This is a genomic window from Acinetobacter halotolerans (assembly GCF_004208515.1).
GTDB classification, from domain to species: Bacteria; Pseudomonadota; Gammaproteobacteria; order Pseudomonadales; family Moraxellaceae; genus Acinetobacter; species Acinetobacter halotolerans.
Window position 1 is genome coordinate 1 of record NZ_SGIM01000018.1, and the last position, 24,870, is coordinate 24,870.

The following is a 24,870-nucleotide window of genomic DNA, read 5'->3' on the forward strand; positions in this document are numbered from 1 at the left end:
AGTTATTTGAAACGGTGAGTAATTGCATTTTACCTAGATTAATCTATCTACATATAAAACTTTTTGGAATCTATTTAATTTATTGTATATCTGAAAAAACGAAAAAATAATCGACAATTATCAATTTTAATCTAAAGCTTGATCTATTTCTCTTTAATTTTTTTTACTCATTAATAAAGTATATTTACAGAAAATTAATAGTATGGTTACATTAGGCATATTTTTATAATGAAAAGAATCTTATTCCATAATGGGGTTTGATTGGGGACATAAAGGAATGATTATGAATAGAAAACAACTTACCTCAAAGTTGTCTGTAATAACTGTGGCAATTTTACTTGCAAGCTGTGGTGGGGGGGATGGGTATTATGGTTCTAATAACAATTCGAATAATGGTTCGAATGATGGAGGAACTACTGGCGGCGGAACTACAACCACTACCGCTTCTGGACTAAAAATCGAATTAGATAAGCTGTCGATGGCTGCTACAAATGGTCAGTTAACAGTAACTGTGCGTGCTTTAGATGCTAACAAAGGTGGGGTTGCTTCAATTCCAGTTACTCTATCAGTTATTGACCCTACAAATAATGTCAATAATGCCGGACTATCTAGGCAAACAACGAATGAGTCTGGTAATGCCGTATTTATTTTAACAACACCACCCACTTCATCTACATTAACAGAGTTAATTAAAAATGGTTTTAAACTTTTGGTTACCGCAAATGGTGAAAAGTTAAGCCAAGAACAATTAGTTACTGTTACTGGTGCTGATACAAGCTCTGGTGCTGATACGACAAGTATAGTTTTATTTGACGCTACAAAAACATCATTAAACGTTAGAGGTGATCAAACAACGGTTACACTGACTGCGGTTGATGCAAATGGCGCAACTTTATCAAATCAAGCTATTTCTCTAAAAGTAAAAAACTCTGCATTAAATGGTGTTAAATTTACACCGAATGCTTCTCAAACAGATGCGAATGGTAGAATTACATATACTTTATCATTTAGCGAAGCTCAGAGAGCATCTAGTTACAGTGCTACCTCTTTTATCACCGATGATCTTATTCTAGAGGCAAATTTTGGGCAATCTACTAAAATTTATACCTATAAACTAGATGTAGTAGGTTCAACTGTTCCTCAGCCAGTTGGGGCAATTTCAGTTGCTTATAATCCAACAAAAATTGAAGGATCAGAAAATGGTGTCTATTATTATCAAAATGTTTCTGTTCAAGTGACTGATGTTGATGGTAAACCGATACCAAATCAAGACGTCGTAATGGGAGTAAATGCTTTAACTTATAACAAAGGTTTTTATGCATTTTTTGATACGAATACTCCACCTGATGGAACGGCCGATAAATATTTACCTGCTGTTATTACTCGATGTGTTACTCCTGTGATTAAAGTAAATACCAATGGAAAAGAAATTGATCAATTAAAACCTGTTAAAGAGGGTCAAACCGTTCAAGTTGTTTCTTTTATTAATTCGGAAGGAACGCCTGCGACTGATAATAAATATACAACAGATGCAAATGGTAGATTTGACTTGAAGGTCCAGTACCCTAAAATTTATGCAGGATATCTAAATATTCAATTGATTGCTGACTCGATTGTTAGTGGTAAAAATATTAGTGGTTCTACAAGTTTTGGTCTAAGTTATTTGGTTAATGATGTCGTTGTTGCTGATGGTATAGCTCCTAATATAGAAAGCCCTTATGGTTTATCCACTAATTGTTTAGATGGTTTGTAATTTTCTAGGAAAATAAAAAAAACGGCAACTAAGCCGTTTTTTTTTATTTTTTAAGGATAAATAGTTATGAGGGTTTAATCATCCAGCAAATCCATTTGTTTCGCTAATTGGTATAAATTGTTTGAGCGATTACCTGTACGACAAAACATTAAGATTGGTTTTGGAAGTTCATTGTAGTGATTTGCAAAAGTACGAACATCTAATTCGCTAATTTGACCTGCAACGACAGGTTGATAGACATAATCTAGCCCCGCATTACGTGCAGCCTCTTCAATTTGGGCACTTGTCGGTTGTTCAGGACCGCCTTCCATATCTGGGCGATTATTAATAATAGATTTGAAACCTTTCTCAACCACTTGCTCGACATGCTCTGGCCCGATTTGACCTGCAAAACCAATATTCTCTGACATCTTGTCACTCCAAAAACAAACAAAACATTTTATGCTCTATCATAGCATTAAGCTTAATGTTGAGTTTAAATGTCTATAGTAAATAAACGATGTACCTAAAAAAGATAACGTAATGGAGCGCGCATGCACACCTACACTGTTGAGCCGTTGTATGTTCCAAGTGGTGATGAAACGATCGCTGCAGATTTTTATCTTCCTAAGGCAAATATTAAACCCGCTGTTATTTTGATGGCGCATGGCTTTGCTGGATTGCGTCAATTCAAATTGGTTCAATATGCCCAACGTTTTGCTCAAGCGGGTTATGCCGTTATTCTGTTCGACTATCGTTATTGGGGGGGCAGTACGGGGAAACCACGTGAATTGGTTTCATTAAGCGCTCAGTTAGATGATTGGAAAACCATGATTCAACATGCATCTAATTGTAAGTTGATAGACAGTAGAAGGATTATTCTTTGGGGAACGTCACTTAGTGGGGGGTATGCACTGAGCTTGGCTACTGATCTGAAAAATATTCAAGCGGTGATGGTACAGGTGCCTTATATCGATGGGGCAGAGACAGCCAAGCATTATCCTCTGCAACGTTATCCTGAGGCTCTAAAACGCTCTAGTCAGGACTATATGGGCTCTAAAATGGGGTTGGTGCCTAAAACATTGCCTGTTGTTGATCAATATAGACTGTGTTTTTTACCAACTTCGGATAGTTACTATGGTTATCATTCGATCGTAAATCCTGATTATTACTGGAGTGGTGAAGTGCCTGCGCGGGTATTTTTCAATTTGATGCGTTATCGTCCGATCCAGTTTGTACGTAAGATCAATATCCCTGTGTTATTTATTGCAGCAAAAAATGATACATTAATTCCGATTGAATCAAGTCGTGAAGCCGCAACCAATATTGCTCCTTTTGTGAGCTATCATGAGTGGGATATGAAGCATTTTGATGTTTATCACGGTGCTTGGTTTGAAAAAGCAGTTACAACCCAATTAGAATTTTTACATCAACATATTGGAGTGATGTAAATGATGATCGTCTGTGCATCTTGTGGTGCAAAAAATCGTGTTCCTGAAGAAAAATTAGCTGTTCACCCCAATTGTGGCCAATGTCATCAGGCATTATTACCTCTATCCCCAATTGAATTAAATGAACAAAATTTTAGTCACTTTATTAGTAATACCGATTTACCGGTTTTGATTGATTTATGGGCTGAGTGGTGTGGTCCATGTAAGATGATGGCGCCACATTTTGCTCAAGTTGCTAAGCAGAATCCATATGTGATCTTTGCAAAGATTGATACTGAGGCAAATCCACGCTTAAGTGCTGCATTCAATGTCCGAAGTATTCCGACCTTGGTCTTGATGAATAAAACCACCGAGTTAGCAAGAATCAGCGGTGCATTGCGTACACCTGAATTACAGCAATGGTTAGATCAGCAATTACAGCAACATTAAGAGAATAAATATGACGGAACGCTTGAATCATCCAGAAGGTATTTTATCGCTGCAAAATATTGCGATGCCAGCCGATACTAATTGGAGTGGTGATGTTTTTGGTGGATGGATTGTCTCCCAAATGGATTTAGCTGGGGCGATTCATGTTGAACGTCTGAGTAAAGGTCGTTGTGCCACGATCGCGATTAATCAGATGACTTTTTTGGTTCCAGTCAAAGTCGGAAATGTAATTAGCTGCTATACCAAAATTCTAAAAATCGGAAATAGTTCGGTGCAAGTACAAATTGAAGTTTGGAATAGTCACGATGACTCTCGTGACCCTGTGCGAATTACGGAGGGGGTCTTTACATTTGTTGCTGTTGATGTGAATGGCAATAAACGTGTGATCTCTGATGAGGTTAAACAAGCTTATGTGGCGAACTTGTAAAATATAACGCAAACGGATATGAGCTTGATTATGTATGCTCCATTCTTTTTGTTTTATATCATATTGGCATTTGGAGTGTAGATCATGGCTGAAGAACTCATTTTGCAACAAGGTCCTAAAGCTGAACAATATCAAAATCTAATGCCGCAGATTCAAGCGATTGTTGAGGGTGAATCTGATGTGATCGCCAATCTCGCGAATATTTGTGCAGCATTAAAACAGCAATTTGATTGGCTATGGATTGGCTTTTATCTTGTGAAAGACGATGAACTAGTGTTAGGACCCTTTCAAGGGCCGATTGCTTGTACACGTATTGCAAAAGGTCGTGGCGTCTGTGGAACCGCATGGCAACAACAGCAAGTGATGATTGTGCCCGATGTGGATCAATTTCCAGGACATATCGCATGTAGTTCAGCTTCTAAATCTGAGATTGTATTACCGATTATGAAAAATGGTGTGTGTCTCGGGGTTTTAGATATTGATAGTGATGAACTGGATCAATTTGATGAAATCGATGCGGCGTATCTTCAGCAGCTAATTTTAACCATTGAAAAGTTCATTTAGGGCATGACACTGCAAAAAAAATAAAGCCCAAATCATTTGGGCTTTATTTTATCATTCAAAAAATTATTTTTTGCGTTTTGGCAGCCAAGCCCAAAGCATCTGGCATTGGATTGGTTGATTCCCAGCATCATCAATGACAGTGACAGGAATTAATAACTCGCCTTTTTCATTTTCAGCGATAAACTTTTGTTGATCAGCTGATAATGTTGCTGTCGCTGTTAAGCCACCTTGAGCAACTTTTAAATAATCGACATGCAAAGATTTAATCAACAAAATGCGACTATCTGGAACATGTAGACCAGTTAAAAAACCCGTTGCTGTTTCAGCCAATAGTGCCATTGCTGCGGCATGAACACCTTTAATATGGTTTTGCATATTACGTTGGTTTTCAATGCGTACAGTTACATGGTCTTTATCCACTTCTAAATAGCGGATATTTGCTGTTCCCACCATTGGAACAACACGGCCAAAAGCTTTGCTCCATAATGTGCTACGGATGCCTTTAGGAAACTTAGACGTGGTTTTAACCAGCGTATAAAGACGGTTATCTTTTGCCATAGTGAACCTATTGCTTAGTCTTTGAAATTATTAAATTGGAGTGGCAGACCAAATTGTTGTTCACGTAAAAAGTTCATGACTTGTTGCAAAGTATCGCGTTTTTTATCCGTGACACGAATTTTGTCGCCTTGGATAGAAGATTGCGCTTTGATGCCGCTTTCTTTAATGGCTTTATTAATTTTTTTTGCGGTATCTGAGTCAAGTCCATCTTTAAGCTTGATGACTTGAACCACGTTTTTACCCGATGCCGTGGCTTTTTGAGGATCCAATGCTTGTACGTCAACCTTGCGTTTATAGAAATGGTTTTCGAGCATGCTATACACTTGTTCGCACTGGAAATCACTTTCTGTTGAGATTTTGATTTCCTTATTTTTTTCATTTAGCTCAATAGAAACATCCTGTCCGCGGAAGTCAAAACGTGTCGCAATCTCTTTTTGAGTGTTTTGTACGGCATGATTGACTTCAAATAACTCTAATTCAGAAACAATATCAAAAGAAGGCATAGTTAGACCTTTACAAAGGGAAAGAATATTTGCGATGCTAAGGGGGTTTTCTTCATTTGCCAAGTGTTGTTTACATCAAAGGAGTGCGCAATGATCCGTAAACAAGAAATTACAACATTTGAGTTCCCAAAAGACGCTGTCATTTGGGATGTCCGAGATACCAAAGCGTATACAGAGGCTCATGTCAAAGGGGCAGTAAATCGCCCAATTGCTGAATTAACTGCGGATAGTTTGACTCAGGTTGCAGCGGATCAGCCGATTTATATTCTATGTGGAGGTGGCAGTAAAGCACCTCGAGCAGCAGAACTTTTAGAAGGTTTTGATAGTTCTCGTGAATATGTAGTCTTGATGGGTGGCACACGTGCAGCGCGTGATGCAGGCTTAGCTTTAGAGCAAGGTGCTTAATTGCTCAGAAAATGTGCCAAAATACTTCGGTATTTTGGCACATTTAAAAATAACGATCTAAAAAAATAATTTTTCTTAAAATGATGATTTAGCCAGAATAATAAGGTTTTTTTGCTTTGACTTTCTTTTGGAAACGTTGCGGATTGAGTTTATTTAATAAACTTTGTGGAATTGGACAAAGCTCACCTAAAACCAATGCAGCTAATACTTCACTGCACAGCGGCGCAAACAAGAAACCTTTAGAACCTAAACCTGCGAAGGTATAGCACTCATTTGTATTTTGCATTTTGCCGACTAAAGGAAAGTAATCTAAGCTTTGTGCGCGCACAGATGCTCGACCTTGCCATGAGTCTGTCGATGGGAGCTGTTGCGCATATTCGGGAAAGACACTGTGGATAAGTTCATGGTTATGCACATGGTCTTCTGGTAATACTTCGGTATCGTCTCGATTTGGGTAAAATGACGCGCCTAAGATCAGTTGAGTTGCATCAAGCTGCATACAATAACCACCATAGCTATAAGCTTGATCAAGTGGAAGCGGATGATTGTTGTTATTTACCCAACTGACTTGTCCACGAATCGGTTTAAGTATCGGATAGTTTTCAAACAGTTCTGTACTTTGCTTGGCACAACAGACAATCACATGATCAGCAGTTGTAAGTCGTTCTTGATCTTGCCATAGCTCAGTTTGCTTTTCTACTTGCTTTAAATCTGAGATCTTGGCTTTTTTTACGGTGATATTGGGATGTTGTAAAATCTCATCACGGAGTTGATGCGGGGAAACTGCGCCTGCTTGTCGTAACTTTAAACTGGAAAACTCAGTTTCAGGGAGAGTCTCTATCGAAGAGTGAGCGGATAAAATGTGATCAGGATATTGTTCAACCAATCCTAAAAGCTCATCTGGATTTTTTAAAGCAATTTGCTGAACCTCAATCTCTCTAAACGCTTTAAATTGAGGATAAAAATTTAAAGCGTGTTGCCAACTTAAAGTCATCAAGTGATCATGCGCTTGCTCAATTGGGCATAGCTTTGGGTTAAGTAATGCCAGAGGGTTTCCCGACGCCCCCGAGAGGGGCTCATTTTGCTCGTAGATCGTGACTTGATGTCCGCGTTGAGCAAATACCCATGCACTACTTAAACCTGCGATTCCTGCGCCAATGATGGCGATTTTTTGCTGTGTTGTTATTGCTTTTGATCTAGGTTGTCGCGTTAGCACATTTTCTTCAGTATTTGGTACTGCTATGTCAGATGGTGCAGCAACATCAAGCCAAATGGCTTTAAGCATTTCTCGTTTATGACCAAAACCACGTGGACGGCTGATGTGTATGCCATGCTGTTTGAGCCCACGTTTCAATACACCAGCGACACTAAATGAGGCGAAGGTTGTTCCCTCATCAGATAAGCGAACAATATGATTGAGTACATTTTCTTGCCACATATCTGGATTACAAGAAGGGGCGAAGCCATCCAGAAACCATGCATTCACGGCTTGGGTTTTGGGGATGCTTGGGAAAATATTCTGTGCATCGCCCAACCATAAATCAAGACTAAAACGTTCATCGGGAAAACTGAGACGATGACAGCCAGCAATTGGTAAAGGATATTGTTCTATTAGTTTTTCGGCCAGCGGTTGTAGCTCAGTCCAAACATTTAAGGCACGGATGAGATCGGCTTTGCTAAGCGGAAACTTTTCTACGCTGATGGCATGTAAATGGCTGTGGTTATCAGGACGAACTTGTCGCCAAAGTTGCCATAGCGCTAAAATATTTAAGCCTGTACCAAAGCCTGTTTCGCCCACACAAAAATATTGATAATCGTTGAGTTGGGAAAGACGCTCAGTGAGATCATTGCCATTTAAAAAGACATGGCGTGTTTCTAGTAAGCCATTATCTTTAGAAAAGTAGACATCGCCAAATTGTTTAGAAATGGGAACTTCAATACCGTCAATAAGTTCCCAGTCTAAAGCAGCTGTTTGCAGTTTTGATGACTCAGACATAAATAAATGTGTTGCGGTTTACCACTGGCGACGACGTTTAGTATAAACATAACTCGCAATAAAAAAGCCAAGAATGACACCGACGGCAATGGTCATCGCACCATACAGAAACATTTGCGCACTACGTTCGCTTTGCAAAACTTGGACTTGTACAGTTAAATTGTCATTTTTTAACTGTAATTCTTGGTTTTGAGTCAGTGCTTCAAGATTGGCATTTTCAAGTTGTTTTAAACGATTGGCTTGATCTTGAATGAGTGCCTTATTTTTTGCTTCTTGCTGCTGTTTGGCTTTGGCAATTTGTTCTGCTGTTAATGGCTTGGTTACTGCGCTTGTGGTGGTTTGAACCGTTGATGATTCAACAGCCCAAACACTAGAAGTGAGTAAACATAGAGCAAATAAGCTTTGGAATGCAATACGCATGGTTTACCCTTTTGGAAACGCTTTATTAAAAGGTTTTACATCAATCGTGGCGTAAATCCCTTCTTTTAAAAAAGGTTCTTCTTCAATCCACGCATCAAGTGCTTCACGACTATCAAATTCCACAATGATGGTGCTGCCAATGAAGCCAGCTTGTAAGTCATCAGGATCTTTGGGATGTGCGCCAGCGGTAATTAAACGTCCTTCATCATCCAGTTTTTGTAGTCGAGCTACATGTTGCGGACGAGTCGCTAGACGTTTCTCCAAAGTACCTTCACGATCAGTACAAGTCAGTACAAAATAGGGCATAGCAGTTGCTCAATGATTCAAAATCTAGTCAGTGGTTTTAAAACGTTTTCTTAAGCAAAATAGTATCACAGCAAGGTAACTGAGCGACACGATAATATCGCCAAAAGCAGTGAATTCTCCCCAATATTTTCCTTGTAAGAACATAAAACCAAAGAAGAAATGCAAAGCCGCCAATAAAAAGAACTGACCACACCACGCCCAGTTTAAGCGCATCCATCCCTGTTTGCTTAACTCTAGTACTGAACCAAGAAGCTTTTGAATAATTGGCATCCGTTCTTTGTTGAACAATGGTGTAACCAAAAAGCCAATACCAATACCCACATTAATAATCACTGCTTTCATTTTGATATAGGTGACATCACTGAAAACCAAGGTGATTCCACCAAAAATGACAGACATGACCACGATAAACCATTGCATCTTTTCCAGTTTAAATTTTTGGAAAATGAATAAACAGCCGTAAACCACTAGTGTGGAAATGAGTAAGGCACAGGTTGCAACAAGGATGTGATTTTGATCCGTATTTCCAGCACTACCCACTAACTCTAATAATGGGTGTTGATTATCTTTCGGGTCGGTAGTTTTATAAAAATAAAAGAAGATAATAATCGGAAGATAGTCGAGCAACGCTTTCATGTTACAGTACGGCAATGAAATAGGTCAGATAGCATAATACAATCCATGTTCGGTGTCGATTTACATACCCATAGCCTTATCTCAGATGGTACTTTGTCTCCAGAACAATTGGTGCAAGCTGCCGTAGATGTAAAAATTCATACCTTGGCTTTAACTGATCATGACACCATGGATGGCTTGGCTCGCGCTCAAATGTATGCTCAAGATCATGATATTCAGATTATTTCGGGTGTGGAAATCTCTAGCCAATGGTCGAGAGAAAACACCAAAAAGAGTTATGGTGTACATATTATTGCGTTGAATATGCAAGACGATGCACCTATACGAATAATGCTCGAAAAACAAAAAAAAGTACGTGCTGAGCGAGCGCAAACGATCTGTAACCTCTTAGAGAAATGTATCGATTTTGATATTTACCCAGATGTGATTGCTAAAGTGGATGGTCATGCGGATCGCGTGACTCGAACTCATATTGCAAAAACATTGGTCGAAAAAAATATTGTGAGTCGTCCACAGCAAGCATTTGATCGCTTCCTAAAGGAAGGTAAAAAGGCTTTTGTGAAATTTGATGGTGTTGGTTTGAAAGAAACCATTGAGGTGATTCATGCCAGCCAAGGCTTTGCCGTTTTGGCCCATCCGACACGCTATGATTTATCAGCGACCAATATTCGTTATTTGATCGAATTGTTTGCTGGATTTGGTGGCGATGCAGTTGAATTACCCTCACATAGCGAGCCACTTTCTACTCGGCAAATGGTGGATAGAATGATTCAACAGTTTGGTTTAGGCGTTTCTATTGGCAGTGATTTTCATGGTGACAATATGCCTTGGATCAAGCTTGGACACACGCCGAAAGTAAATGAAGGGCAGAGGGGCATTTGGGAAAGCTTTAGATAAATTTTTATAGCAAGTTGTGCTTATATGATGGGTAATGGTTCTGAAAATAGTCCAATAAATATTCTAAAAATAATTGAACTTTGGGTGGGATTAAATTTCTATTCGGAAAAACAGCATATATTGAAGTGGGTTCAACTGGGTACTGAGCGAGAACTTGAACAAGTTTTTCTGTCTTTAAGTCATCACTGACATGCCAAATCGAATGATTGGATATGCCTAAACCTGATAAACAGGCTTGTCGAACGCCTTCACCTGAATTCGTTGTGAAATAACCAGCTACTTGGATTTGTTGCAGCTCTCCCTGTTTTGTTATGAAATTCCATTGATCTGTTAAGCCATGTTCATGTTGTTGCAAAATACAACGATGTAATTTGAGATCTGATAACGTCTGTGGCCGACCATATTTTTCTAAATATGTAGGCGAAGCACAGAGTAAACGGGGATTTGATGCCAGTGGTTTGGCAATCAATGTTGAACTTTTTAACTTTCCAATACGTATTGCTAAATCCATCCCATATTGAATCAGATCAATATTTTGGTCATTCAAATCTAAGTGGATTTTCAGTTCAGGATGTAATAATGAAAATTCAGTGATCACTGCCATTAGAATTTTTGTGCCAAATGTGGCAGAGGTCGTGATTCTAAGCGTACCTGAGAGGCATTTGTCTTGAACTTTTAGTGAAGCCTGTAGGCTTGAAAACTCATGAAGCCAAAGTCGGCCATGTTCAAGCATGGTTTTTCCTTCTTCGGTCAGACTCAGTTTACGAGTGGTACGATGCAATAAACGGAGTTGTAGATTTTGTTCTAATCGTTGAATTCGCTGACTGGCCACAGAAACAGAAATATTGGCTTCTTGAGCAGCTCTACTGATTGAACCTAAATCAGCAACTCGAATAAAAAATTGGAAATCTTCTGTATTCATTATCAATAAAACCAGAAAAGTATTTCTTGATTATCGTGGTTTTTTAAAAAATCTCATAGCGCTATTGTGATCTCAAGCGAATAAAATTTGATGAGAGAGGCTTAGGATGAAATATCATTTCTTAGGAAATTCGGGTTTAAAGGTATCCGAACTTGGATTTGGTGCAGGAACATTAGGTGGGAAAGGTCAGATTTTTTCAGCGTGGGGACAAGCCGATCAGGCAGAAGCCAATAGCATGATCCGACTTTGTCTAGATGCTGGTATTAACTACTTTGATACTGCGGATGTTTACTCTGATGGTGAGTCTGAGCGAATGTTGGGTCGGGCACTCACCTCAGAGCGACAACATAATATTATTTCAACTAAGGTGGGAATTCGAAGTACCGATCAACTCAATGATGCAGGTTTTAGCCGAAATTATTTGCAACATGCAGTGGAACAATCATTGATGCGATTAGGAACAGATTATATTGATGTATTGCAACTGCATCAGTTTGATAGCTTTACCTCCTTACACCAATTGATGAAAACCCTCGATGAACTGGTGCGGAGTGGTAAGGTGCGTTATATTGGAGTGTCAAATTTCTCTGGTTGGCAACTCATGAAAGCTCAAGCGATTGCTGAACAATATGGTTATGAAAAATTTGTGGTGAATCAAGTCTATTATTCATTGATTGGGCGTGATTATGAGTGGGAACTGATGCCTTTAAATGATGACCAACACATTGGAGCTGTGGTTTGGAGTCCTTTAGGTTGGGGCCGTCTAACAGGTAAATTTGATCGGGAACATCCGATTCCTGCGGATAGTCGTTTACATGAGACGGCACAGTTTGCTCCCCCAGTGAATGAAGCGCTGCTCTATAGTGTGATTGATATATTGAGGGAAATCGCAGATGAAACAGGCCATTCGATTCCACAGATTGCATTAAATTGGCTATTGCAACGCCCAACTGTGTCCAGCGTGCTGATTGGTGCTCGAAATGAAACACAGCTACGAGATAATTTACAAGCTAAAGATATTCAATTGACGCGAGAACAGGTCGATAGACTAGATCAGGTGAGTGCGACTTATCCACCTTATCCGTATTATCCTTATTGGAATGGACAATTTACTGAGCGCTTTAAATCCTTGGTTTCATCTCATTTTATTTAGTAGAGCATGACTGAGTTCAGGATTAGAATGTAGCCCCCATTGCATCTTCGCGAAGGGGGCGATTTATTTTTTATAATAAATTATGATCATGTGCCTGAATCGGCGGAGGTGTTGGTCGACCCAGTGTACCGAGTAACTCAATTTCTATGTTTCGAACCATGGCATCGAGTGGCAGATCATTACTTTGCGTGCCAAAAGGCTCTTCGATTTCGCTACTCAACGCATCTAAACCTAAAAAAGTATAAGCTAAAATTCCAACCAAAAGTGGCGTTACCAGCCCCAATAAAGAACCTAAGCTAAAGGGTAACATCACACAGAAGAAATACACGGTACGGTTGAGCAGTACCGAATAAGCAAAAGGAATCGGAGTATTGGCAATACGATCACAGCCTGTTTGCATTTCACTTAACGCGACAACATGCTGATTCATTTGCGTATAAATAATATCTGAGATTTCACCTTCTTTGAGTGCTTGCAAAAGCTCCCATTGAATCAGGCTTAGTGTATATTGCGGTGCATTTTGTTGTTGATAAAGCTGTGTTAGCGCTTGTTGGCTTAACCCGCTAGTCTCAGTCAGTTCCGTTGGATTTGCAGTTTGGTGGCGTAAACGGTCACGTAGGACATTTGCAAATACAATTACATTTTGAATGACTCGCTCACGTCGGGCTTGGGTTAAAACGCGACAATCACGATCAAAATGTCGCGCTGTGGCAATCAGAACACCCCATAGTTTACGGGCTTCCCACCAACGCTCATAACAGGCGCTGTTCTTAAAGCCTAAGAAAATGGAAAGCACGACACCGATGAGAGTGAAGCCAACCAACGGAATCTCTGGGAAACGAAATAACTGTATATACTCAATACCGCCAATGATGGCTGATACCAGCATAACAAATCCGAGTGAAGGTAAAATTTTGGGTAAAATCGTCCCACGCCATGAGAATAAAACTTTAAAAATACTCGGCTGGTCACGAACAATCATGTTATTTGGATCATTAATTTTATCTGTTGATGTTCAGGCTTGCTTTAACCTTTGTCAAGACGAGATTGTTTGATTTTAATAGGGTTGAGTAGTTGTTGCTCAGAAAATGAAAAATAGCCATCTGATGCAATAATAAAGTGATCAATGAGGTTAATTTCAAGTAATTTACACGCTTGCTTGAGTTGCTGTGTCAGGTAAATATCTTCTTGAGAAGGTTGAGCAATGCCATAGGGATGATTGTGAGCCACCACGATTTGGCATGCTTGCTGTTGTAAGGCATAACGCAAGGTTTGATTCAGTGAAACACTACATGAATGTTGCGAGCCAAAAAACAATTTTTTGAAATGTAATTTTCTTAATTCAGCATCTAAACACAGCACCGCAAATACTTCCTGTTTTTCACCTTGTAGTTCATAACGTAAATAATCAAGCACCAGGTTTGAGTGGTCTAGGCAAAGTCTTTGTTGATGAAAATGATTATTCAGATAACGCCGTCCAAGCTCTTTGACTGCCATGAGTTGTGCATATTTGGTTGAGGCGATGCCATTAAACTGGGATAAGTCTTCAAGTGAAGCATCAAAAATTGGGTTTAAGCCGCCATAATGTTGTATCAAAATACGAGATAATTCGACTGCAGAATGTTGCTTCGAGCCTGAGCGCAGAAAAATGGCCAGCAGTTCTGCATCGGATAAACTCTGTGCCCCTTGAAGTAATAAGCGTTCTCTTGGTCGTTCTTGTTCAGGCCATGCTTTGATGGACTGTTTAATCGATTGATTCATTGTTCAGTTCACTTTGATTTTATTGTGTTTATGACTTTTTTAAAAACCCATCACTTGGGTCTGATCGTATTTAATGCTATTGTGAGCGCCACTGCAACAGTAAGGTATCCTGTTTGTGAGCTTCGATCTAAGTGTTATTCCCCACAAAAACATTATATTAGCGGTCACGGGTGGCATTGCAGCCTATAAAAGTGCCATTTTAGTACGTCGTTTAAAAGACTTTGGTTTTGATGTCCGCGTGGTCATGACACATGGCGCACAAGCTTTTATTACGCCTTTGACCTTCCAAGCACTTTCTGGAAATCCAGTTCATACTGAATTGTTAAATCCAGAGGCCGAAGCAGGTATGGGACATATCGAGTTGGCGCGTTGGGCTGATTTGATTTTAGTTGCACCTGCAAGCTGTGACAGTATTGCTAAGTTTGCCAATGGTTTGGCCGATGATCTGCTCAGTACCTTGTATTTAGCCACCAAAGCGCCTGTTTGGGTTGCACCAGCCATGAATCAACAAATGTGGGCTGCAAAAGCGACTCAGCGTAATTTGCAAACCTTGGTTGAAGATGGGGTGCATGTGATTATGCCTGACGCAGGTGAGCAAGCGTGTGGTGATGTTGGTTTGGGGCGTATGCCTGAGCCGGAAGATTTAGCCCGTCAAGTTGCAGCTTACTTTCATAAAGCACAGCGTGCGATTGCAGAGAAATTTGGTTTATTGGCTGGCAAACGCGTCACGATTACGGCAGGTCCAACCCGTGAAGCAATTGATCCTGTCCGTTATATTTCAAACCACAGCACGGGTAAAATGGGCTTTGCGCTCGCAGCCGCTTGCTATGCAGCAGGTGCGAAAGTCACCTTGGTCGCAGGTCCTGTGAGTTTAGATACCCCCAATGGCGTGCAACGAATTAATGTCAGTTCTGCTATGCAAATGTTAGATGTCAGTATGAATCAACTGAAAGACGGGTGTGACATCTTTATCGCGACTGCAGCGGTTGCTGACTACCGTGTGGCGCAAGTGGCAGAACATAAAATTAAGAAAGCAGGTGATGAACTTGCGGTTGCCTTAGTGAAAAATCCAGATATTGTGGCGACCATCGCGCAGCAGCAAGAACGTCCATTTATGGTCGGCTTTGCGGCTGAAACGCAAAATGTTGAAGAATATGCTGCGGGTAAATTGGTTGCGAAGAAGCTGGATATGATTGCGTGTAATGACGTCTCTCGTCCTGATATTGGTTTTGCTTCTGATGAAAATGCCATGACGGTATTCTTTGCTCAGTCTTACCACATGAAAAAGCGTGAATTAGAGAAAGCCTCTAAACAGGAAATTTCGCAGCAATTGGTTGAATCGATTGCCGATGCATTACGTCGCCGTTTGTAATTTATCATTGTTAGCATCTTTCGGATTTTCTTCTTACTACAAGCTTGTTAATGTGGAGAAATAGCAACAAGAGGGCAGACAGATGCAACAGCAACGGAATTATGATCGTATTGCTCAAGCGATTGCCTATATACAGCAAAACTTCCAGCAACAGCCGCAACTTGATGAAGTCGCGGCTCATATTCATCTAAGCCCAGCCCATTTTCAGCGTTTATTCAGTGAATGGGTGGGAACCAGTCCGAAAAAGTTTCTGCAATATATCAGTGTGGAATATGCCAAAAATATTTTAAAGCAACAGGGCAGTATCTTTGATGCAACTTTTGCAACAGGGCTTTCCAGCACCAGTCGGTTGCATGATCTCTTTATTCAAATCGAAGGTATGACACCAGCTGAATATAAACATGGTGGGCAGAACCTAAGCATTCATTATCAGTTTGCAGAGACACTTTTTGGCGAGGTGTTGATCGCCTCAACGCATAAAGGGATTTGTGCGCTCACCTTTGTGCAACATCAAGCCGATGCGCTAGAACAATTAAAATCTCAATTTCCCCAAGCCATTTTTAAACAGCAAGCTGACCAGTTTCAACAAAGTGCTTTAGTTCTTTTTCAAAAAGATCAGCGTCGATTGGCTGATATTAAATTGCATTTGAAAGGCACAGACTTCCAATTGAAAGTTTGGCAAAGTTTGCTCAAAATCCCAATGGGGCAACTTTCCACTTATGGCGAATTGGCCCAAGCCATTGAACATCCCAAAGCAGTGCGTGCAGTGGGTACCGCAATTGGCAATAATCCTGTGGCTTTTTTGATTCCTTGTCATCGGGTGATTCAGTCCACTGGAGCGTTTGGTGGCTATGAATGGGGAGCAACCCGAAAAATGGCAATGATTGGTTGGGAGGGAGTGAGAACGCATGCAACTGTTTGATATCGAAGCTGATCCCAATCATAACCATTTACCTTATGATGGCACGGTACAGTATTATGGCAAAGTCGTTGAAGGTTTGAGTGCGGATGATTATTTTGAAAAGCTGATGCACACCATCGCATGGCAAAATGATCAGGCTATCATTTTTGGTCGGCAGATCACCACCAAAAGAAAAGTAGCGTGGTATGGCGATCAAGCGTTTGAATATACTTATTCCAATATCAACAAATATGCTTTGCCTTGGACATCTGAGCTGATTGAACTAAAAGCATTAGTCGAACAATTAACAGGTGAAACATTCAATTCTTGTCTACTCAATCTTTACCATACAGGTGAAGAGGGAATGGCATGGCACAGCGATGCGGAAACAGATCTTAAAAAAGAAGGTGCGATTGCATCGTTAAGCTTTGGTGCAGAAAGAAAGTTCGCTTTTAAACATAAGCAGACTAAGGAAAAAGTAGAATTGTATTTAGAGCATGGTAGTCTGTTGGTTATGAAAGATACCACTCAACATTATTGGTGGCATCGTTTGCCGCCGACCAAAAAAGTCAGTACGGCACGCGTCAATCTGACCTTTAGAACGATTATTAACTAACATTAAAAAAGGACTGAAAAATCAGTCCTTCTTTATATCGAAGCAATCGCTATAACGATTATGCTTGACCTTGTGCAGCACCTTCAGTTTGTAGGCGTTGCATATTTGCTTCAAACTCAGCATCAAAATTGATTGGTGTGAGTAATAATTGTGGGAAGCTACCCTTAGTTACTAAATCGTTAACCGCTTCACGTAAGAACGGGAACAAAATATTAGGGCAGTAAGCACCTAAGATGTATGGAAGACGATCTTCTTCTACACCATCAATCAAGAAGATACCTGATTGAGTAATATCAACGATGAACGCAGTTTCATTTTCGTTATTTGCTTGAACCACAACTTTTAAAGACACTTCATAGTGTGTTGGATCAATTTTTTCTGCGGCAGAAGATAAGTTGATATTCAGTTCTGGTTGCCATTGTTTGGTGAAGACGTGTGCACCAGGAACTTCAAATGAAATATCTTTTGTGTAAATACGTTCTAACGCGAGTTGTGGTTGAACTTGTTCTTCGCTCATCGTTTTTCCTTAAATTATGGAACTGTTGTTAATTAAGCCAATAATGGATCGAGTTTTCCTTCACGCTCTAAGGCATAAAGTTGATCAAAACCGCCAATAAACTGGTCGTTGATAAAAATTTGAGGCACTGTACGGTGATTGGTACGTTGCATTAACTCAATACGAACCTCAGGTGCTTCATTAGAAAGATTAATTTCTTTATAAGCCACACCTTTACGCTCAAGCAATTGTTTGGCGCGTACGCAATATGGGCAAGAAAGCGTTGAATAAATAGTGACATTGGATGTCATTTCATCTCTCCTTAAGCTTTGGTTTTACTTTTGACTAAAGGTAAGCCTTGAGCTTTCCAGTTGCTAATGCCGCCGTCTAAGCGGTAGCTGTCAGCATGACCCACTTTTTGCAATGCAGTGCCAGCTACTTGTCCTAAGTTACATATAAAGACCAATGGACGGTCACTTGCTTTGAGTTCATCAAGGTGGCTTGTGATCTGGCTATATGAAATGTTACGGCTGCCACTAATGTGGCCTTCACGGAAATCTTTCGCATCACGTAAGTCGATCAAGATCGCATTTTTCGCCTTGACCAAAATACCGAGAGATTGTGGTGAAATTTTACGACCATTGCGTTGTCCTTCTAAAACAAAGAACAATACGATGAGTACCGCAAGCGTACCAAATAAGAAGGGGTGATTCCCCATAAACTCAAACCAACGTTCCACAAGTCACCTAAAGTTAAAATCAAAACTGCCACTGAGTATAACTTATCTGTATGGTGATCAAAAACTTTAGTTCAAGGGCTCATTTGAATTTATGCTAATTTTTTTGCTGTGCTTCTTGAATCTCATCCAACAGTCGTAAATAACTGTCTAAACGACGCGGTAAAATTTCCCCTGCAACAACTGCTTGTTTCAAAGCACAATTTTTCTCATGGGTATGGGTGCAATTACGGAACTGGCAAAGTCCTAAATGTGCCTCAATCTCAGGAAAACCCGTACGTACTTTTTCTAAGCTTAAATGCCACAGCCCAAACTCACGAATTCCCGGTGAGTCGATCAATGCGCCGTTTGTTCCAAATTTAATCAAACGGGTGGATGTGGTGGTATGTTGTCCCAGCGCAGAGTTTTCAGAAATGATATTGGTTTTTTGCGCAGCGTCAGGAACGATGGTATTAATCAGTGAGCTTTTGCCAACACCTGACTGCCCAACGAAAGCAACCGTTTCATTGTCTATGCGAGCTGAAAGCGCAGATAAATCACCATATGAGTGGCAGATAAGCGTTTCATAGCCCAAAGTCTCATATTCACTTAACAGGGTCAGAATCGGATCATTTTCTTTGAGTAAGTCGGATTTGTTTAACACCAATAAGGCGGGAATATTGGCATCGGCACAAGCCACGAGATAGCGATCAATCAGTGTTGGCGCAGGTTCTGGTAATGGTGAAAATACAATCACAATCAGGCTGATATTGGCAGCAACGGGTTTTACTTTGTGATAACGATCTGGACGTGTCAATAATGACTGTCTTGGATAGATCGCCGTAATAATACCAAGCCCCGTATTGGGATCCGCTTGCCACTTTACACGATCACCTGTGACCAATAATTCGAGGTTGGTGCGAGTATGGCAGCGCCATACACTATCCAGTTCAATCGATTTCCAAAATGGTGCAGGCTCACCTGCGTTCACTTGTGGGGATTCTGGGTGCTGTTCAGGCACAGATAAAGCTTGTACTTCGAGTTGACGACCATAATGTTGAACAACCAGCCCATCAAGGTCTTGCGACGTATCAATGTCGTCTTGACGCGATTTGTGTTGTTTTTCAATACGACGTTGCTGCTGGTCAGTTAAACGACGCTTACGAATTAAAGCCATTCATATCCCAAAAATCCACATGTATAAGACCGCAAAAATAGCATGAAGTGATGAGAGAGTTACAGTCAAGTTCGCATTAATTTGCTACTATTGATGTTTTTCACACCTATTAGAAATATTATCCATGAGCAGCACCCCTGATACACGATTAATCTGGATTGACCTCGAAATGACGGGTTTAGATACGGATAATGACCAGATTATTGAAATTGCAACAATTATTACAGATGATCATTTAAATATTTTGGCTGAAGGCCCTGTGTTAGCGATCCATCAATCAGATCGCTTGCTCAACGCAATGGATGAGTGGAATACTAAACAGCATGGTCAATCGGGGCTGATTGAACGTGTGCGTCGCAGTAAACTGACTGCTGAGGATGCGGAACAGCAAACCTTAGAATTTTTAATGAAATGGGTCAATGCAAAGACTTCACCGATGTGCGGCAATTCTATTTGCCAAGATCGCCGTTTCTTACACCGTTTAATGCCAGAGTTGGAACAATTTTTCCATTATCGTAATTTAGATGTATCTTCAGTGAAAGAACTGGCTAAACGCTGGAGACCTGAAATTATGAGCGGTCTAAAGAAAAATGCCTCGCATTTAGCGATGGATGATATTCGTGATTCGATTGCAGAATTGAAATATTATCGTGAATACTTTTTTATTATGAATAAATAAGCTTTCTCGAAGAATTTAAATAAAGGGGCGAAAGCCTCTTTTTTTATCGAACGTAAAAAATATTTGGGAGCGATGCTAAAATCGCTTAAACTCACATTTTATTTTCGTTAACTATAAAAAGAGAGCAGACATGCAAAGCGATAATCCTATTTTAACCCGAGTTGAAACCTATAGCGATTTGGTCGAGCCGATGACGATCCAAGGGGCTATTCAGAAATCAGTCCTATTAACTGTGATCGCAGCAACGCTTGGTATCGGACTATTTTTATATTGTGCCTTTACTGCTAATTTTTCAATTGCTTATGCCGCAACCATCGTAGGGATTGTTGGCAGCCTTATTCTTGGATTGCTCACAACTTTTAAACCGAATACTGCACCTGTATTGGCGATTCCCTTTGCTTTATTTGAAGGCGCATTTTTAGGTGGTGTTTCTTTCATTTTCCAAGTGAAATTTCCAGGTGTACCGTTACAAGCATTACTGGCGACATTTGTCACCACATTGGTGTTATTTGCCTTGTATAAGTTCCAAGTGATTCGTGCAACTGAGAAGTTTAAAGCAGTTGTGATTTCAGCTTCGATTGCGATTGCTTTGGTTTTTGTGGTGCAGATCTTTTTAAGTTTGGCATTGGGTTCTAGCATTCCTTATCTATTTGAAAGTAATTGGTTAGGCATTGGTTTTGCGGCTTTTGTCGCGGTGATTGCATCGTTGAACCTGATCTTGGATTTTGATTTGATTGAACGTGCTACGGCGCAGGGCGCACCTAAAACATTTGAATGGGTGTGTGGTATCGCATTGTTAGCCACTTTGGTCTGGATGTATTACTCATTTATGCGTTTATTGAGCCTGATCCAAAAGTAATGAGCCTGTATTAAGTCAGTAAAAACAACAAACGCCTTCAATTGAGGGCGTTTTTTATGCAAGATTGTAAAAAAGATGCATTATGCAATTTCGGAAAATGCTGAATATTGGCATTATGGGTGAAAATTTTTCGAGTGAGAATAAGATGTCACAAGGACTTTTAACTGGTAAGCGTTTTTTAATCGCAGGTGTTGCAAGTAAGTTGTCGATTGCTTATGGCATTGCGGCAGCTTTACACCGTGAAGGTGCAGAGCTGGCGTTTACTTATCCAAATGATAAGCTGAAAAAACGTGTTGATGATTTTGCCGCACAATTTGGTTCAGACTTGGTTTTCCCTTGTGATGTTGCTGTTGACGCAGAAATTGACAACACCTTTATTGAGTTAGCAAAACATTGGGATGGTTTGGATGGTGTTGTGCATTCAATTGGTTTCGCACCAGCACATACATTAGATGGTGATTTTACAGACGTGACAGACCGTGACGGTTTTAAAATCGCGCATGACATTAGTGCTTATAGCTTTGTTGCGATGGCTCGTGCAGCGAAGCCATTATTACAAGTGCGTCAAGGTTGCTTATTGACCTTAACTTACCAAGGTTCTGAGCGTGTGATGCCGAATTACAACGTGATGGGTATGGCGAAAGCATCTTTAGAAGCAGGTGTTCGTTATTTAGCTTCTAGCTTGGGTGCAGATGGTATCCGTGTGAATGCGATTTCAGCAGGTCCAATCCGTACTTTGGCAGCATCGGGGATTAAATCTTTCCGTAAAATGTTAGATGCCAATGAAAAGATTGCACCACTAAAACGTAATGTGACCATTGAAGAAGTGGGCAATGCAGCATTGTTCCTTTGTTCCCCGTGGGCTTCAGGTATTACGGGTGAAATCCTTTATGTTGATGGTGGTTTCAATACTGTCGGTATGAGCCAAAGCATGATGGATGATGAATAATTAGATTGATCTAAATTATTTAACAAAGCCGCTTCGATAGCGGCTTTGTTTTAGTAGGAGAGTGGTGTCTAGGAACTGTAATGACTAAGCTAATAGGTGGGTAATTTTTAATCAGCAATTGTATAGTACTTCCCATGTTGTTACGCGGTCACGCACTTTCAGCAGTGCATTTTCTACAGATGCAGTGATTTCTTTCTGATTTTTCTCTGCCTCTTTCCAGTATTCTAAAAAACTCCCTTGTTCAAACGGATCTTTATACTGGTAACCAATTGATTCTTGGTGTGCAATATTTTCTATTGATAATATTGCTTGGTAAATATCATCAGGATAAAATGGTCGCTTTTTCTCCCTTATAATATAAAGGTTTCTTCTGGAATTAAAAAATCGCTCTAAACGTTCTTGTTTTATTTCATCTTTTGTCATATTTGGATCGTGGAAATCAAATACTGGCCGCAAGCTTGTGCTCGCATCTCTTAGCTCTACTAATACTGCCGTAAGTTCACTTAAAACCTCATATTCCTTTTCATAGCGAAATCCATACGTCGTTAATTTAGCAGAAAGTTCTGCTTTGACTGATTCGAGTTGGCTTGCATATTCATGCCTCACTATTTCAATTTTGCTTGTTATCTCTGTAATATCTTCTTTAGTTGCAAGATTTTCCCCCTTTTTTGCTAAATACTTTGGAAAAAAACTTCCAAGAATTAAGCCGATTAAAAAAGTTATAACTTGCCAAGTTACGATTTCTAAGCTCACAATGCTCTCCTTGGCTTATAAATGTAGGTGTATAGAGTATTTTCTATATTACTAAACGAATAATATTCTAATTAAGTTTACTATTTTGTTTAGAACTATTTTTTATCAGCATATAAAACAGCTATATTTACGTCAAGGCACAAACGATGCCAAATACCATTTAATAAAAACTTTGATGTGATAATCAATTCAATAATTAAAGTTATATTGAAAATGTACTGAGAAATATAATAATCATTTGTCATCCCATACTTTATATGATAATTAATGCTGGTTTTTTGTTTAATCGAAAATTTTAAATAAAGTGTCGATAAACATATTATTTTTAACACTTCGGGTAAGGTCGTCATAACGTGAAGAAAATTGTAATTGTATTGGGCTTAGCGATGCTACTTTCGCTACAAGGTTGTGCAGCGGTTATGGCAAGTAACCAACCTCATAAAAAGAACTTGACCGTTTTAGAGGTCGGAAAACATCGTAATCACGTGATTTCTGAACTTGGTGCTCCTGTAGTATCAGAAACACTCAATGGTGAACGAAAAGAAATTTATACCTTCCAGCAGGGCTATTCAAAAGCAGCAAGAATCAGCCGTACAATGTGGCATACCACTGCTGATATCGCCACGATTGGTCTATGGGAAATTATTGGTTCACCAACTGAGATCTACTTTAATGGTCAAAAACTCTCATATGAGGTTGTATTTGATACACAAGATAAAGTGAAATCCTCTCAGTTGATTGATACCAATGTAAATGATCAAGCAGAATTAAAACAATAGCCCAGATAGACTATTGTTTGATCGGGCTTCCACCCAAAGCCTGCATCAAAGTGACATAAGCATTGTATTGATTTTGCTTGGTTTCAACCAAACTGAGTCGTGCGTTACGGGTGGTTGCTTGAGCATCGAGTAAGTTTTTCAAGGCAATTGCACCATTGCGATATCGTACTTCCGTTAAATGTTCAGTTTTTTCTGCAAGTTCTACATTTCGTTGTTGAAGTTGAACTTGTTGATTTAACTGCATTCGATTGGATAAAGCATTTTCGACATCGGCAAAGGCTTGATACAGACCTTGACGATATTGGGTAATGGCTTTTTCATATTCAAGATCACTAATCGCAATATCTTTCTTCATATCATTATATTGAAGGAAGGGTAGGCTTAAACTTGCACCCAAAGTTAACGCTGGATTTTGTAGCAGTTGGGTCAATGAAGTACTTGAGGCACCTAAGTTACCCGTCAAATTAATCGATGGATAATAACTCGCTTTGGTTGCATCTTTATTGGCAAGGGTTTTTCGTAAACGTAATTCCGAAGCTTGCAGATCTGGACGACGAGATAAAATCTCCGCAGGTAAACCAACCTCGATATTAGGCAAAGCACTCCTTGGTAGCTGAGCTGGCTCTTGAATATTCAGCTGTTGTACAGGCTGATGCAGCAGTACCGCAATCGCTGTACGTGCTTCTACACGTTGTTGTTCAATTTGGCTTAGACTGGCTTTTTGGCTTTGTACCGATTGTTCCGCTTGGGTTAAATCCAGACCTGATACCGCACCTGCTTTATATTGCGATTGCACCAAAGCGTAGATTTTCTGCGTGGAAGCTAAGTTTTGTTGAACCGTTCGGTAGCGTTCATTCAGATAGCCAAGTTGCCAGTATAACTTTGCTGTTGTACCAACAAGACTTTGTGCCGTAGCCTGTAAGTCTTGTTCACTGGCTTGCGCTTCCCAACGACTGGCTTCAGTTTGATTTGCCAATTTTCCAAATAAATCTAACTCATAGCTCACACCCAAACTGGTTGATAGGCCGCGATCACTGCCATCACCTGTGCGTAGGTCATAGTTATGACCTGTAGATACACTGGAACTGGTACGCAGTCCTTGTCTGTTTTCTGCCAATCCAGCTTGTAAACGGGCTTGCTTTAAGGTGATACCCGCAACGATAAGATCACTGTTTTTAGCCAAAACCTGATCAACCAGTTGGTTGAGCTGGGCATCATTGAACAGTGTCCACCATTGATCGGTTAGATTCACATTTTGATTTTTTTGTGCATCGTATTGGAATTGTTGTGGTACTTGTACAGTGGGTGCGTTATAAGGGGTTTTGACGATAGCGGTACAACCTACAAGTGTTGTACTTAAGCATAAAGCAAGGCTAAGCTTCTTCATTTTTGTATCCTTAATAAGGCTGTAACG

At 40.0% G+C, this 24,870-nt stretch carries 31 protein-coding genes; 15 read left to right on the plus strand and 16 right to left on the minus strand.

The genetic code is table 11. The features are described 5' to 3' along the window. Positions 1–283 precede the first annotated feature (283 nt). On the plus strand, positions 284–1,753 hold the full coding sequence (locus EXE30_RS15065; RefSeq protein ID WP_228256126.1) for an Ig-like domain-containing protein: 1,470 nt from the start codon (positions 284–286) through the stop codon (positions 1,751–1,753). A 74-nt stretch (positions 1,754–1,827) separates the two neighbouring features. Here the strand turns inward: EXE30_RS15065 and EXE30_RS15070 are convergent, their stop codons facing one another. Beyond that, positions 1,828–2,163, minus strand: a complete 336-nt coding sequence (locus tag EXE30_RS15070; protein ID WP_130163108.1) for a TIGR01244 family sulfur transferase — start codon at positions 2,161–2,163, stop codon at positions 1,828–1,830. A 123-nt stretch (positions 2,164–2,286) separates the two neighbouring features. Here EXE30_RS15070 and EXE30_RS15075 point away from each other — a divergent pair, with 123 nt between their 5' ends. From EXE30_RS15075 to EXE30_RS15090, 4 genes are all read left to right on the plus strand, one after another. Further along, entirely contained in the window at positions 2,287–3,183 is an 897-nt protein-coding gene (locus EXE30_RS15075) for an alpha/beta hydrolase (protein ID WP_130163109.1), read from the plus strand. After that, complete coding sequence (gene trxC / locus EXE30_RS15080; protein ID WP_121930463.1) at positions 3,184–3,612, plus strand: thioredoxin TrxC; 429 nt, start codon at positions 3,184–3,186, stop codon at positions 3,610–3,612. It begins immediately after the preceding gene. A gap of 10 nt (positions 3,613–3,622) precedes the next feature. Continuing rightward, positions 3,623–4,039, plus strand: coding sequence for an acyl-CoA thioesterase (locus EXE30_RS15085; protein ID WP_130163110.1), 417 nt, complete (start codon positions 3,623–3,625; stop codon positions 4,037–4,039). A gap of 84 nt (positions 4,040–4,123) precedes the next feature. Continuing rightward, on the plus strand, positions 4,124–4,603 hold the full coding sequence (locus EXE30_RS15090; protein WP_130163111.1) for a GAF domain-containing protein: 480 nt from the start codon (positions 4,124–4,126) through the stop codon (positions 4,601–4,603). 63 nt (positions 4,604–4,666) lie between these two features. Here EXE30_RS15090 and EXE30_RS15095 read toward each other — a convergent pair whose 3' ends face one another. Beyond that, entirely contained in the window at positions 4,667–5,161 is a 495-nt protein-coding gene (locus EXE30_RS15095) for a DUF4442 domain-containing protein (RefSeq protein ID WP_004672644.1), read from the minus strand. A 14-nt stretch (positions 5,162–5,175) separates the two neighbouring features. After that, complete coding sequence (locus tag EXE30_RS15100) at positions 5,176–5,664, minus strand: YajQ family cyclic di-GMP-binding protein (RefSeq protein WP_130163112.1); 489 nt, start codon at positions 5,662–5,664, stop codon at positions 5,176–5,178. A 90-nt stretch (positions 5,665–5,754) separates the two neighbouring features. On the opposite strand from EXE30_RS15100, the gene EXE30_RS15105 reads away from it, so the two are divergent. Further along, positions 5,755–6,069, plus strand: a complete 315-nt coding sequence (locus tag EXE30_RS15105) for a rhodanese-like domain-containing protein (protein WP_130163113.1) — start codon at positions 5,755–5,757, stop codon at positions 6,067–6,069. Positions 6,070–6,157: 88 nt separating this feature from the next. Here EXE30_RS15105 and mnmC read toward each other — a convergent pair whose 3' ends face one another. The 4 genes from mnmC to EXE30_RS15125 are packed head-to-tail and all read right to left on the minus strand — an operon-like array spanning position 6,158 to position 9,427. Next, positions 6,158–8,065, minus strand: a complete 1,908-nt coding sequence (mnmC, locus tag EXE30_RS15110) for an FAD-dependent 5-carboxymethylaminomethyl-2-thiouridine(34) oxidoreductase MnmC (protein WP_130163114.1) — start codon at positions 8,063–8,065, stop codon at positions 6,158–6,160. 18 nt (positions 8,066–8,083) lie between these two features. Further along, positions 8,084–8,485: a hypothetical protein gene (locus tag EXE30_RS15115; RefSeq protein ID WP_130163115.1), complete on the minus strand. Its 402-nt coding sequence runs from the start codon at positions 8,483–8,485 to the stop codon at positions 8,084–8,086. A gap of 3 nt (positions 8,486–8,488) precedes the next feature. Further along, positions 8,489–8,791 (minus strand): YciI family protein, encoded by a 303-nt coding sequence (locus EXE30_RS15120; protein ID WP_005198666.1) that lies wholly within the window; start codon positions 8,789–8,791, stop codon positions 8,489–8,491. 24 nt (positions 8,792–8,815) lie between these two features. Next, positions 8,816–9,427, minus strand: a complete 612-nt coding sequence (locus EXE30_RS15125) for an inner membrane-spanning protein YciB (RefSeq protein ID WP_130163116.1) — start codon at positions 9,425–9,427, stop codon at positions 8,816–8,818. Between the two features lie 45 nt (positions 9,428–9,472). Here EXE30_RS15125 and EXE30_RS15130 point away from each other — a divergent pair, with 45 nt between their 5' ends. Further along, entirely contained in the window at positions 9,473–10,324 is an 852-nt protein-coding gene (locus EXE30_RS15130; RefSeq protein ID WP_130163117.1) for a PHP domain-containing protein, read from the plus strand. A gap of 4 nt (positions 10,325–10,328) precedes the next feature. Here EXE30_RS15130 and EXE30_RS15135 read toward each other — a convergent pair whose 3' ends face one another. After that, positions 10,329–11,246, minus strand: a complete 918-nt coding sequence (locus EXE30_RS15135) for a LysR family transcriptional regulator (protein ID WP_130163118.1) — start codon at positions 11,244–11,246, stop codon at positions 10,329–10,331. Between the two features lie 106 nt (positions 11,247–11,352). On the opposite strand from EXE30_RS15135, the gene EXE30_RS15140 reads away from it, so the two are divergent. Then, positions 11,353–12,399, plus strand: coding sequence for an aldo/keto reductase (locus EXE30_RS15140; RefSeq protein ID WP_130163119.1), 1,047 nt, complete (start codon positions 11,353–11,355; stop codon positions 12,397–12,399). 70 nt (positions 12,400–12,469) lie between these two features. Here the strand turns inward: EXE30_RS15140 and EXE30_RS15145 are convergent, their stop codons facing one another. Both EXE30_RS15145 and radC read right to left on the minus strand, forming a co-directional pair. Beyond that, positions 12,470–13,381 carry a bestrophin family protein gene (locus tag EXE30_RS15145; RefSeq protein ID WP_130163120.1) on the minus strand — a complete coding sequence of 304 codons (912 nt, stop codon included), beginning with the start codon at positions 13,379–13,381 and terminating at the stop codon, positions 12,470–12,472. Between the two features lie 44 nt (positions 13,382–13,425). Next, a complete protein-coding gene (gene radC, locus EXE30_RS15150) occupies positions 13,426–14,160 on the minus strand; it encodes a RadC family protein (protein ID WP_130163121.1) in 735 nt (244 codons plus the stop codon). A gap of 115 nt (positions 14,161–14,275) precedes the next feature. Here radC and coaBC point away from each other — a divergent pair, with 115 nt between their 5' ends. From coaBC to EXE30_RS15165, 3 genes are all read left to right on the plus strand, one after another. Further along, positions 14,276–15,532, plus strand: coding sequence for a bifunctional phosphopantothenoylcysteine decarboxylase/phosphopantothenate--cysteine ligase CoaBC (coaBC, locus tag EXE30_RS15155; protein ID WP_130163122.1), 1,257 nt, complete (start codon positions 14,276–14,278; stop codon positions 15,530–15,532). Positions 15,533–15,614: 82 nt separating this feature from the next. Further along, positions 15,615–16,454 carry a methylated-DNA--[protein]-cysteine S-methyltransferase gene (locus EXE30_RS15160; protein WP_130163123.1) on the plus strand — a complete coding sequence of 280 codons (840 nt, stop codon included), beginning with the start codon at positions 15,615–15,617 and terminating at the stop codon, positions 16,452–16,454. Then, entirely contained in the window at positions 16,441–17,049 is a 609-nt protein-coding gene (locus tag EXE30_RS15165) for an alpha-ketoglutarate-dependent dioxygenase AlkB family protein (RefSeq protein WP_130163124.1), read from the plus strand. Before EXE30_RS15160 ends, EXE30_RS15165 begins: the two co-directional genes overlap by 14 nt. Before the next feature lie 58 nt (positions 17,050–17,107). On the opposite strand, the gene secB is transcribed toward EXE30_RS15165, so the two are convergent. From secB to rsgA, 4 genes are all read right to left on the minus strand, one after another. Next, positions 17,108–17,566 (minus strand): protein-export chaperone SecB, encoded by a 459-nt coding sequence (gene secB, locus EXE30_RS15170; protein ID WP_130163125.1) that lies wholly within the window; start codon positions 17,564–17,566, stop codon positions 17,108–17,110. A gap of 32 nt (positions 17,567–17,598) precedes the next feature. After that, positions 17,599–17,856 carry a glutaredoxin 3 gene (grxC, locus tag EXE30_RS15175; RefSeq protein ID WP_121930475.1) on the minus strand — a complete coding sequence of 86 codons (258 nt, stop codon included), beginning with the start codon at positions 17,854–17,856 and terminating at the stop codon, positions 17,599–17,601. 11 nt (positions 17,857–17,867) lie between these two features. Then, positions 17,868–18,284, minus strand: coding sequence for a rhodanese-like domain-containing protein (locus EXE30_RS15180; protein WP_004672665.1), 417 nt, complete (start codon positions 18,282–18,284; stop codon positions 17,868–17,870). Between the two features lie 94 nt (positions 18,285–18,378). Then, entirely contained in the window at positions 18,379–19,437 is a 1,059-nt protein-coding gene (gene rsgA, locus EXE30_RS15185) for a ribosome small subunit-dependent GTPase A (RefSeq protein WP_121930476.1), read from the minus strand. A gap of 124 nt (positions 19,438–19,561) precedes the next feature. Here rsgA and orn point away from each other — a divergent pair, with 124 nt between their 5' ends. From orn to EXE30_RS15200, 3 genes are all read left to right on the plus strand, one after another. Next, positions 19,562–20,116: an oligoribonuclease gene (orn, locus tag EXE30_RS15190; protein WP_004672669.1), complete on the plus strand. Its 555-nt coding sequence runs from the start codon at positions 19,562–19,564 to the stop codon at positions 20,114–20,116. A 130-nt stretch (positions 20,117–20,246) separates the two neighbouring features. Next, a complete protein-coding gene (locus EXE30_RS15195) occupies positions 20,247–20,975 on the plus strand; it encodes a Bax inhibitor-1/YccA family protein (RefSeq protein ID WP_130163126.1) in 729 nt (242 codons plus the stop codon). A 145-nt stretch (positions 20,976–21,120) separates the two neighbouring features. Beyond that, positions 21,121–21,924, plus strand: a complete 804-nt coding sequence (locus EXE30_RS15200; protein WP_130163127.1) for an enoyl-ACP reductase FabI — start codon at positions 21,121–21,123, stop codon at positions 21,922–21,924. A gap of 111 nt (positions 21,925–22,035) precedes the next feature. On the opposite strand, the gene EXE30_RS15205 is transcribed toward EXE30_RS15200, so the two are convergent. Next, a complete protein-coding gene (locus tag EXE30_RS15205) occupies positions 22,036–22,677 on the minus strand; it encodes a hypothetical protein (RefSeq protein WP_130163128.1) in 642 nt (213 codons plus the stop codon). Positions 22,678–23,030: 353 nt separating this feature from the next. Between EXE30_RS15205 and EXE30_RS15210 the strand changes: the two genes are divergently transcribed. Then, on the plus strand, positions 23,031–23,456 hold the full coding sequence (locus EXE30_RS15210) for a hypothetical protein (protein ID WP_130163129.1): 426 nt from the start codon (positions 23,031–23,033) through the stop codon (positions 23,454–23,456). 10 nt (positions 23,457–23,466) lie between these two features. Here the strand turns inward: EXE30_RS15210 and EXE30_RS15215 are convergent, their stop codons facing one another. Next, the gene (locus EXE30_RS15215; RefSeq protein ID WP_130163130.1) at positions 23,467–24,843 is read right to left on the minus strand and encodes an efflux transporter outer membrane subunit; all 1,377 of its coding nucleotides are present in this window, start codon (positions 24,841–24,843) and stop codon (positions 23,467–23,469) included. Between the last annotated feature and the right edge of the window lie 27 nt (positions 24,844–24,870).

Bases quoted from the DNA above. Each gene is read 5' to 3' on its own strand.
- EXE30_RS15065 (WP_228256126.1), top strand. From the start codon at position 284: ATGAATAGAAAACAACTTACCTCAAAGTTGTCTGTAATAACTGTGGCA.
- EXE30_RS15070 (WP_130163108.1), bottom strand. From the start codon at position 2,163: ATGTCAGAGAATATTGGTTTTGCAGGTCAAATCGGGCCAGAGCATGTC.
- EXE30_RS15075 (WP_130163109.1), top strand. From the start codon at position 2,287: ATGCACACCTACACTGTTGAGCCGTTGTATGTTCCAAGTGGTGATGAA.
- trxC (WP_121930463.1), top strand. From the start codon at position 3,184: ATGATGATCGTCTGTGCATCTTGTGGTGCAAAAAATCGTGTTCCTGAA.
- EXE30_RS15085 (WP_130163110.1), top strand. From the start codon at position 3,623: ATGACGGAACGCTTGAATCATCCAGAAGGTATTTTATCGCTGCAAAAT.
- EXE30_RS15090 (WP_130163111.1), top strand. From the start codon at position 4,124: ATGGCTGAAGAACTCATTTTGCAACAAGGTCCTAAAGCTGAACAATAT.
- EXE30_RS15095 (WP_004672644.1), bottom strand. From the start codon at position 5,161: ATGGCAAAAGATAACCGTCTTTATACGCTGGTTAAAACCACGTCTAAG.
- EXE30_RS15100 (WP_130163112.1), bottom strand. From the start codon at position 5,664: ATGCCTTCTTTTGATATTGTTTCTGAATTAGAGTTATTTGAAGTCAAT.
- EXE30_RS15105 (WP_130163113.1), top strand. From the start codon at position 5,755: ATGATCCGTAAACAAGAAATTACAACATTTGAGTTCCCAAAAGACGCT.
- mnmC (WP_130163114.1), bottom strand. From the start codon at position 8,065: ATGTCTGAGTCATCAAAACTGCAAACAGCTGCTTTAGACTGGGAACTT.
- EXE30_RS15115 (WP_130163115.1), bottom strand. From the start codon at position 8,485: ATGCGTATTGCATTCCAAAGCTTATTTGCTCTATGTTTACTCACTTCT.
- EXE30_RS15120 (WP_005198666.1), bottom strand. From the start codon at position 8,791: ATGCCCTATTTTGTACTGACTTGTACTGATCGTGAAGGTACTTTGGAG.
- EXE30_RS15125 (WP_130163116.1), bottom strand. From the start codon at position 9,427: ATGAAAGCGTTGCTCGACTATCTTCCGATTATTATCTTCTTTTATTTT.
- EXE30_RS15130 (WP_130163117.1), top strand. From the start codon at position 9,473: ATGTTCGGTGTCGATTTACATACCCATAGCCTTATCTCAGATGGTACT.
- EXE30_RS15135 (WP_130163118.1), bottom strand. From the start codon at position 11,246: ATGAATACAGAAGATTTCCAATTTTTTATTCGAGTTGCTGATTTAGGT.
- EXE30_RS15140 (WP_130163119.1), top strand. From the start codon at position 11,353: ATGAAATATCATTTCTTAGGAAATTCGGGTTTAAAGGTATCCGAACTT.
- EXE30_RS15145 (WP_130163120.1), bottom strand. From the start codon at position 13,381: ATGATTGTTCGTGACCAGCCGAGTATTTTTAAAGTTTTATTCTCATGG.
- radC (WP_130163121.1), bottom strand. From the start codon at position 14,160: ATGAATCAATCGATTAAACAGTCCATCAAAGCATGGCCTGAACAAGAA.
- EXE30_RS15160 (WP_130163123.1), top strand. From the start codon at position 15,615: ATGCAACAGCAACGGAATTATGATCGTATTGCTCAAGCGATTGCCTAT.
- EXE30_RS15165 (WP_130163124.1), top strand. From the start codon at position 16,441: ATGCAACTGTTTGATATCGAAGCTGATCCCAATCATAACCATTTACCT.
- secB (WP_130163125.1), bottom strand. From the start codon at position 17,566: ATGAGCGAAGAACAAGTTCAACCACAACTCGCGTTAGAACGTATTTAC.
- grxC (WP_121930475.1), bottom strand. From the start codon at position 17,856: ATGACATCCAATGTCACTATTTATTCAACGCTTTCTTGCCCATATTGC.
- rsgA (WP_121930476.1), bottom strand. From the start codon at position 19,437: ATGGCTTTAATTCGTAAGCGTCGTTTAACTGACCAGCAGCAACGTCGT.
- orn (WP_004672669.1), top strand. From the start codon at position 19,562: ATGAGCAGCACCCCTGATACACGATTAATCTGGATTGACCTCGAAATG.
- EXE30_RS15195 (WP_130163126.1), top strand. From the start codon at position 20,247: ATGCAAAGCGATAATCCTATTTTAACCCGAGTTGAAACCTATAGCGAT.
- EXE30_RS15200 (WP_130163127.1), top strand. From the start codon at position 21,121: ATGTCACAAGGACTTTTAACTGGTAAGCGTTTTTTAATCGCAGGTGTT.
- EXE30_RS15215 (WP_130163130.1), bottom strand. From the start codon at position 24,843: ATGAAGAAGCTTAGCCTTGCTTTATGCTTAAGTACAACACTTGTAGGT.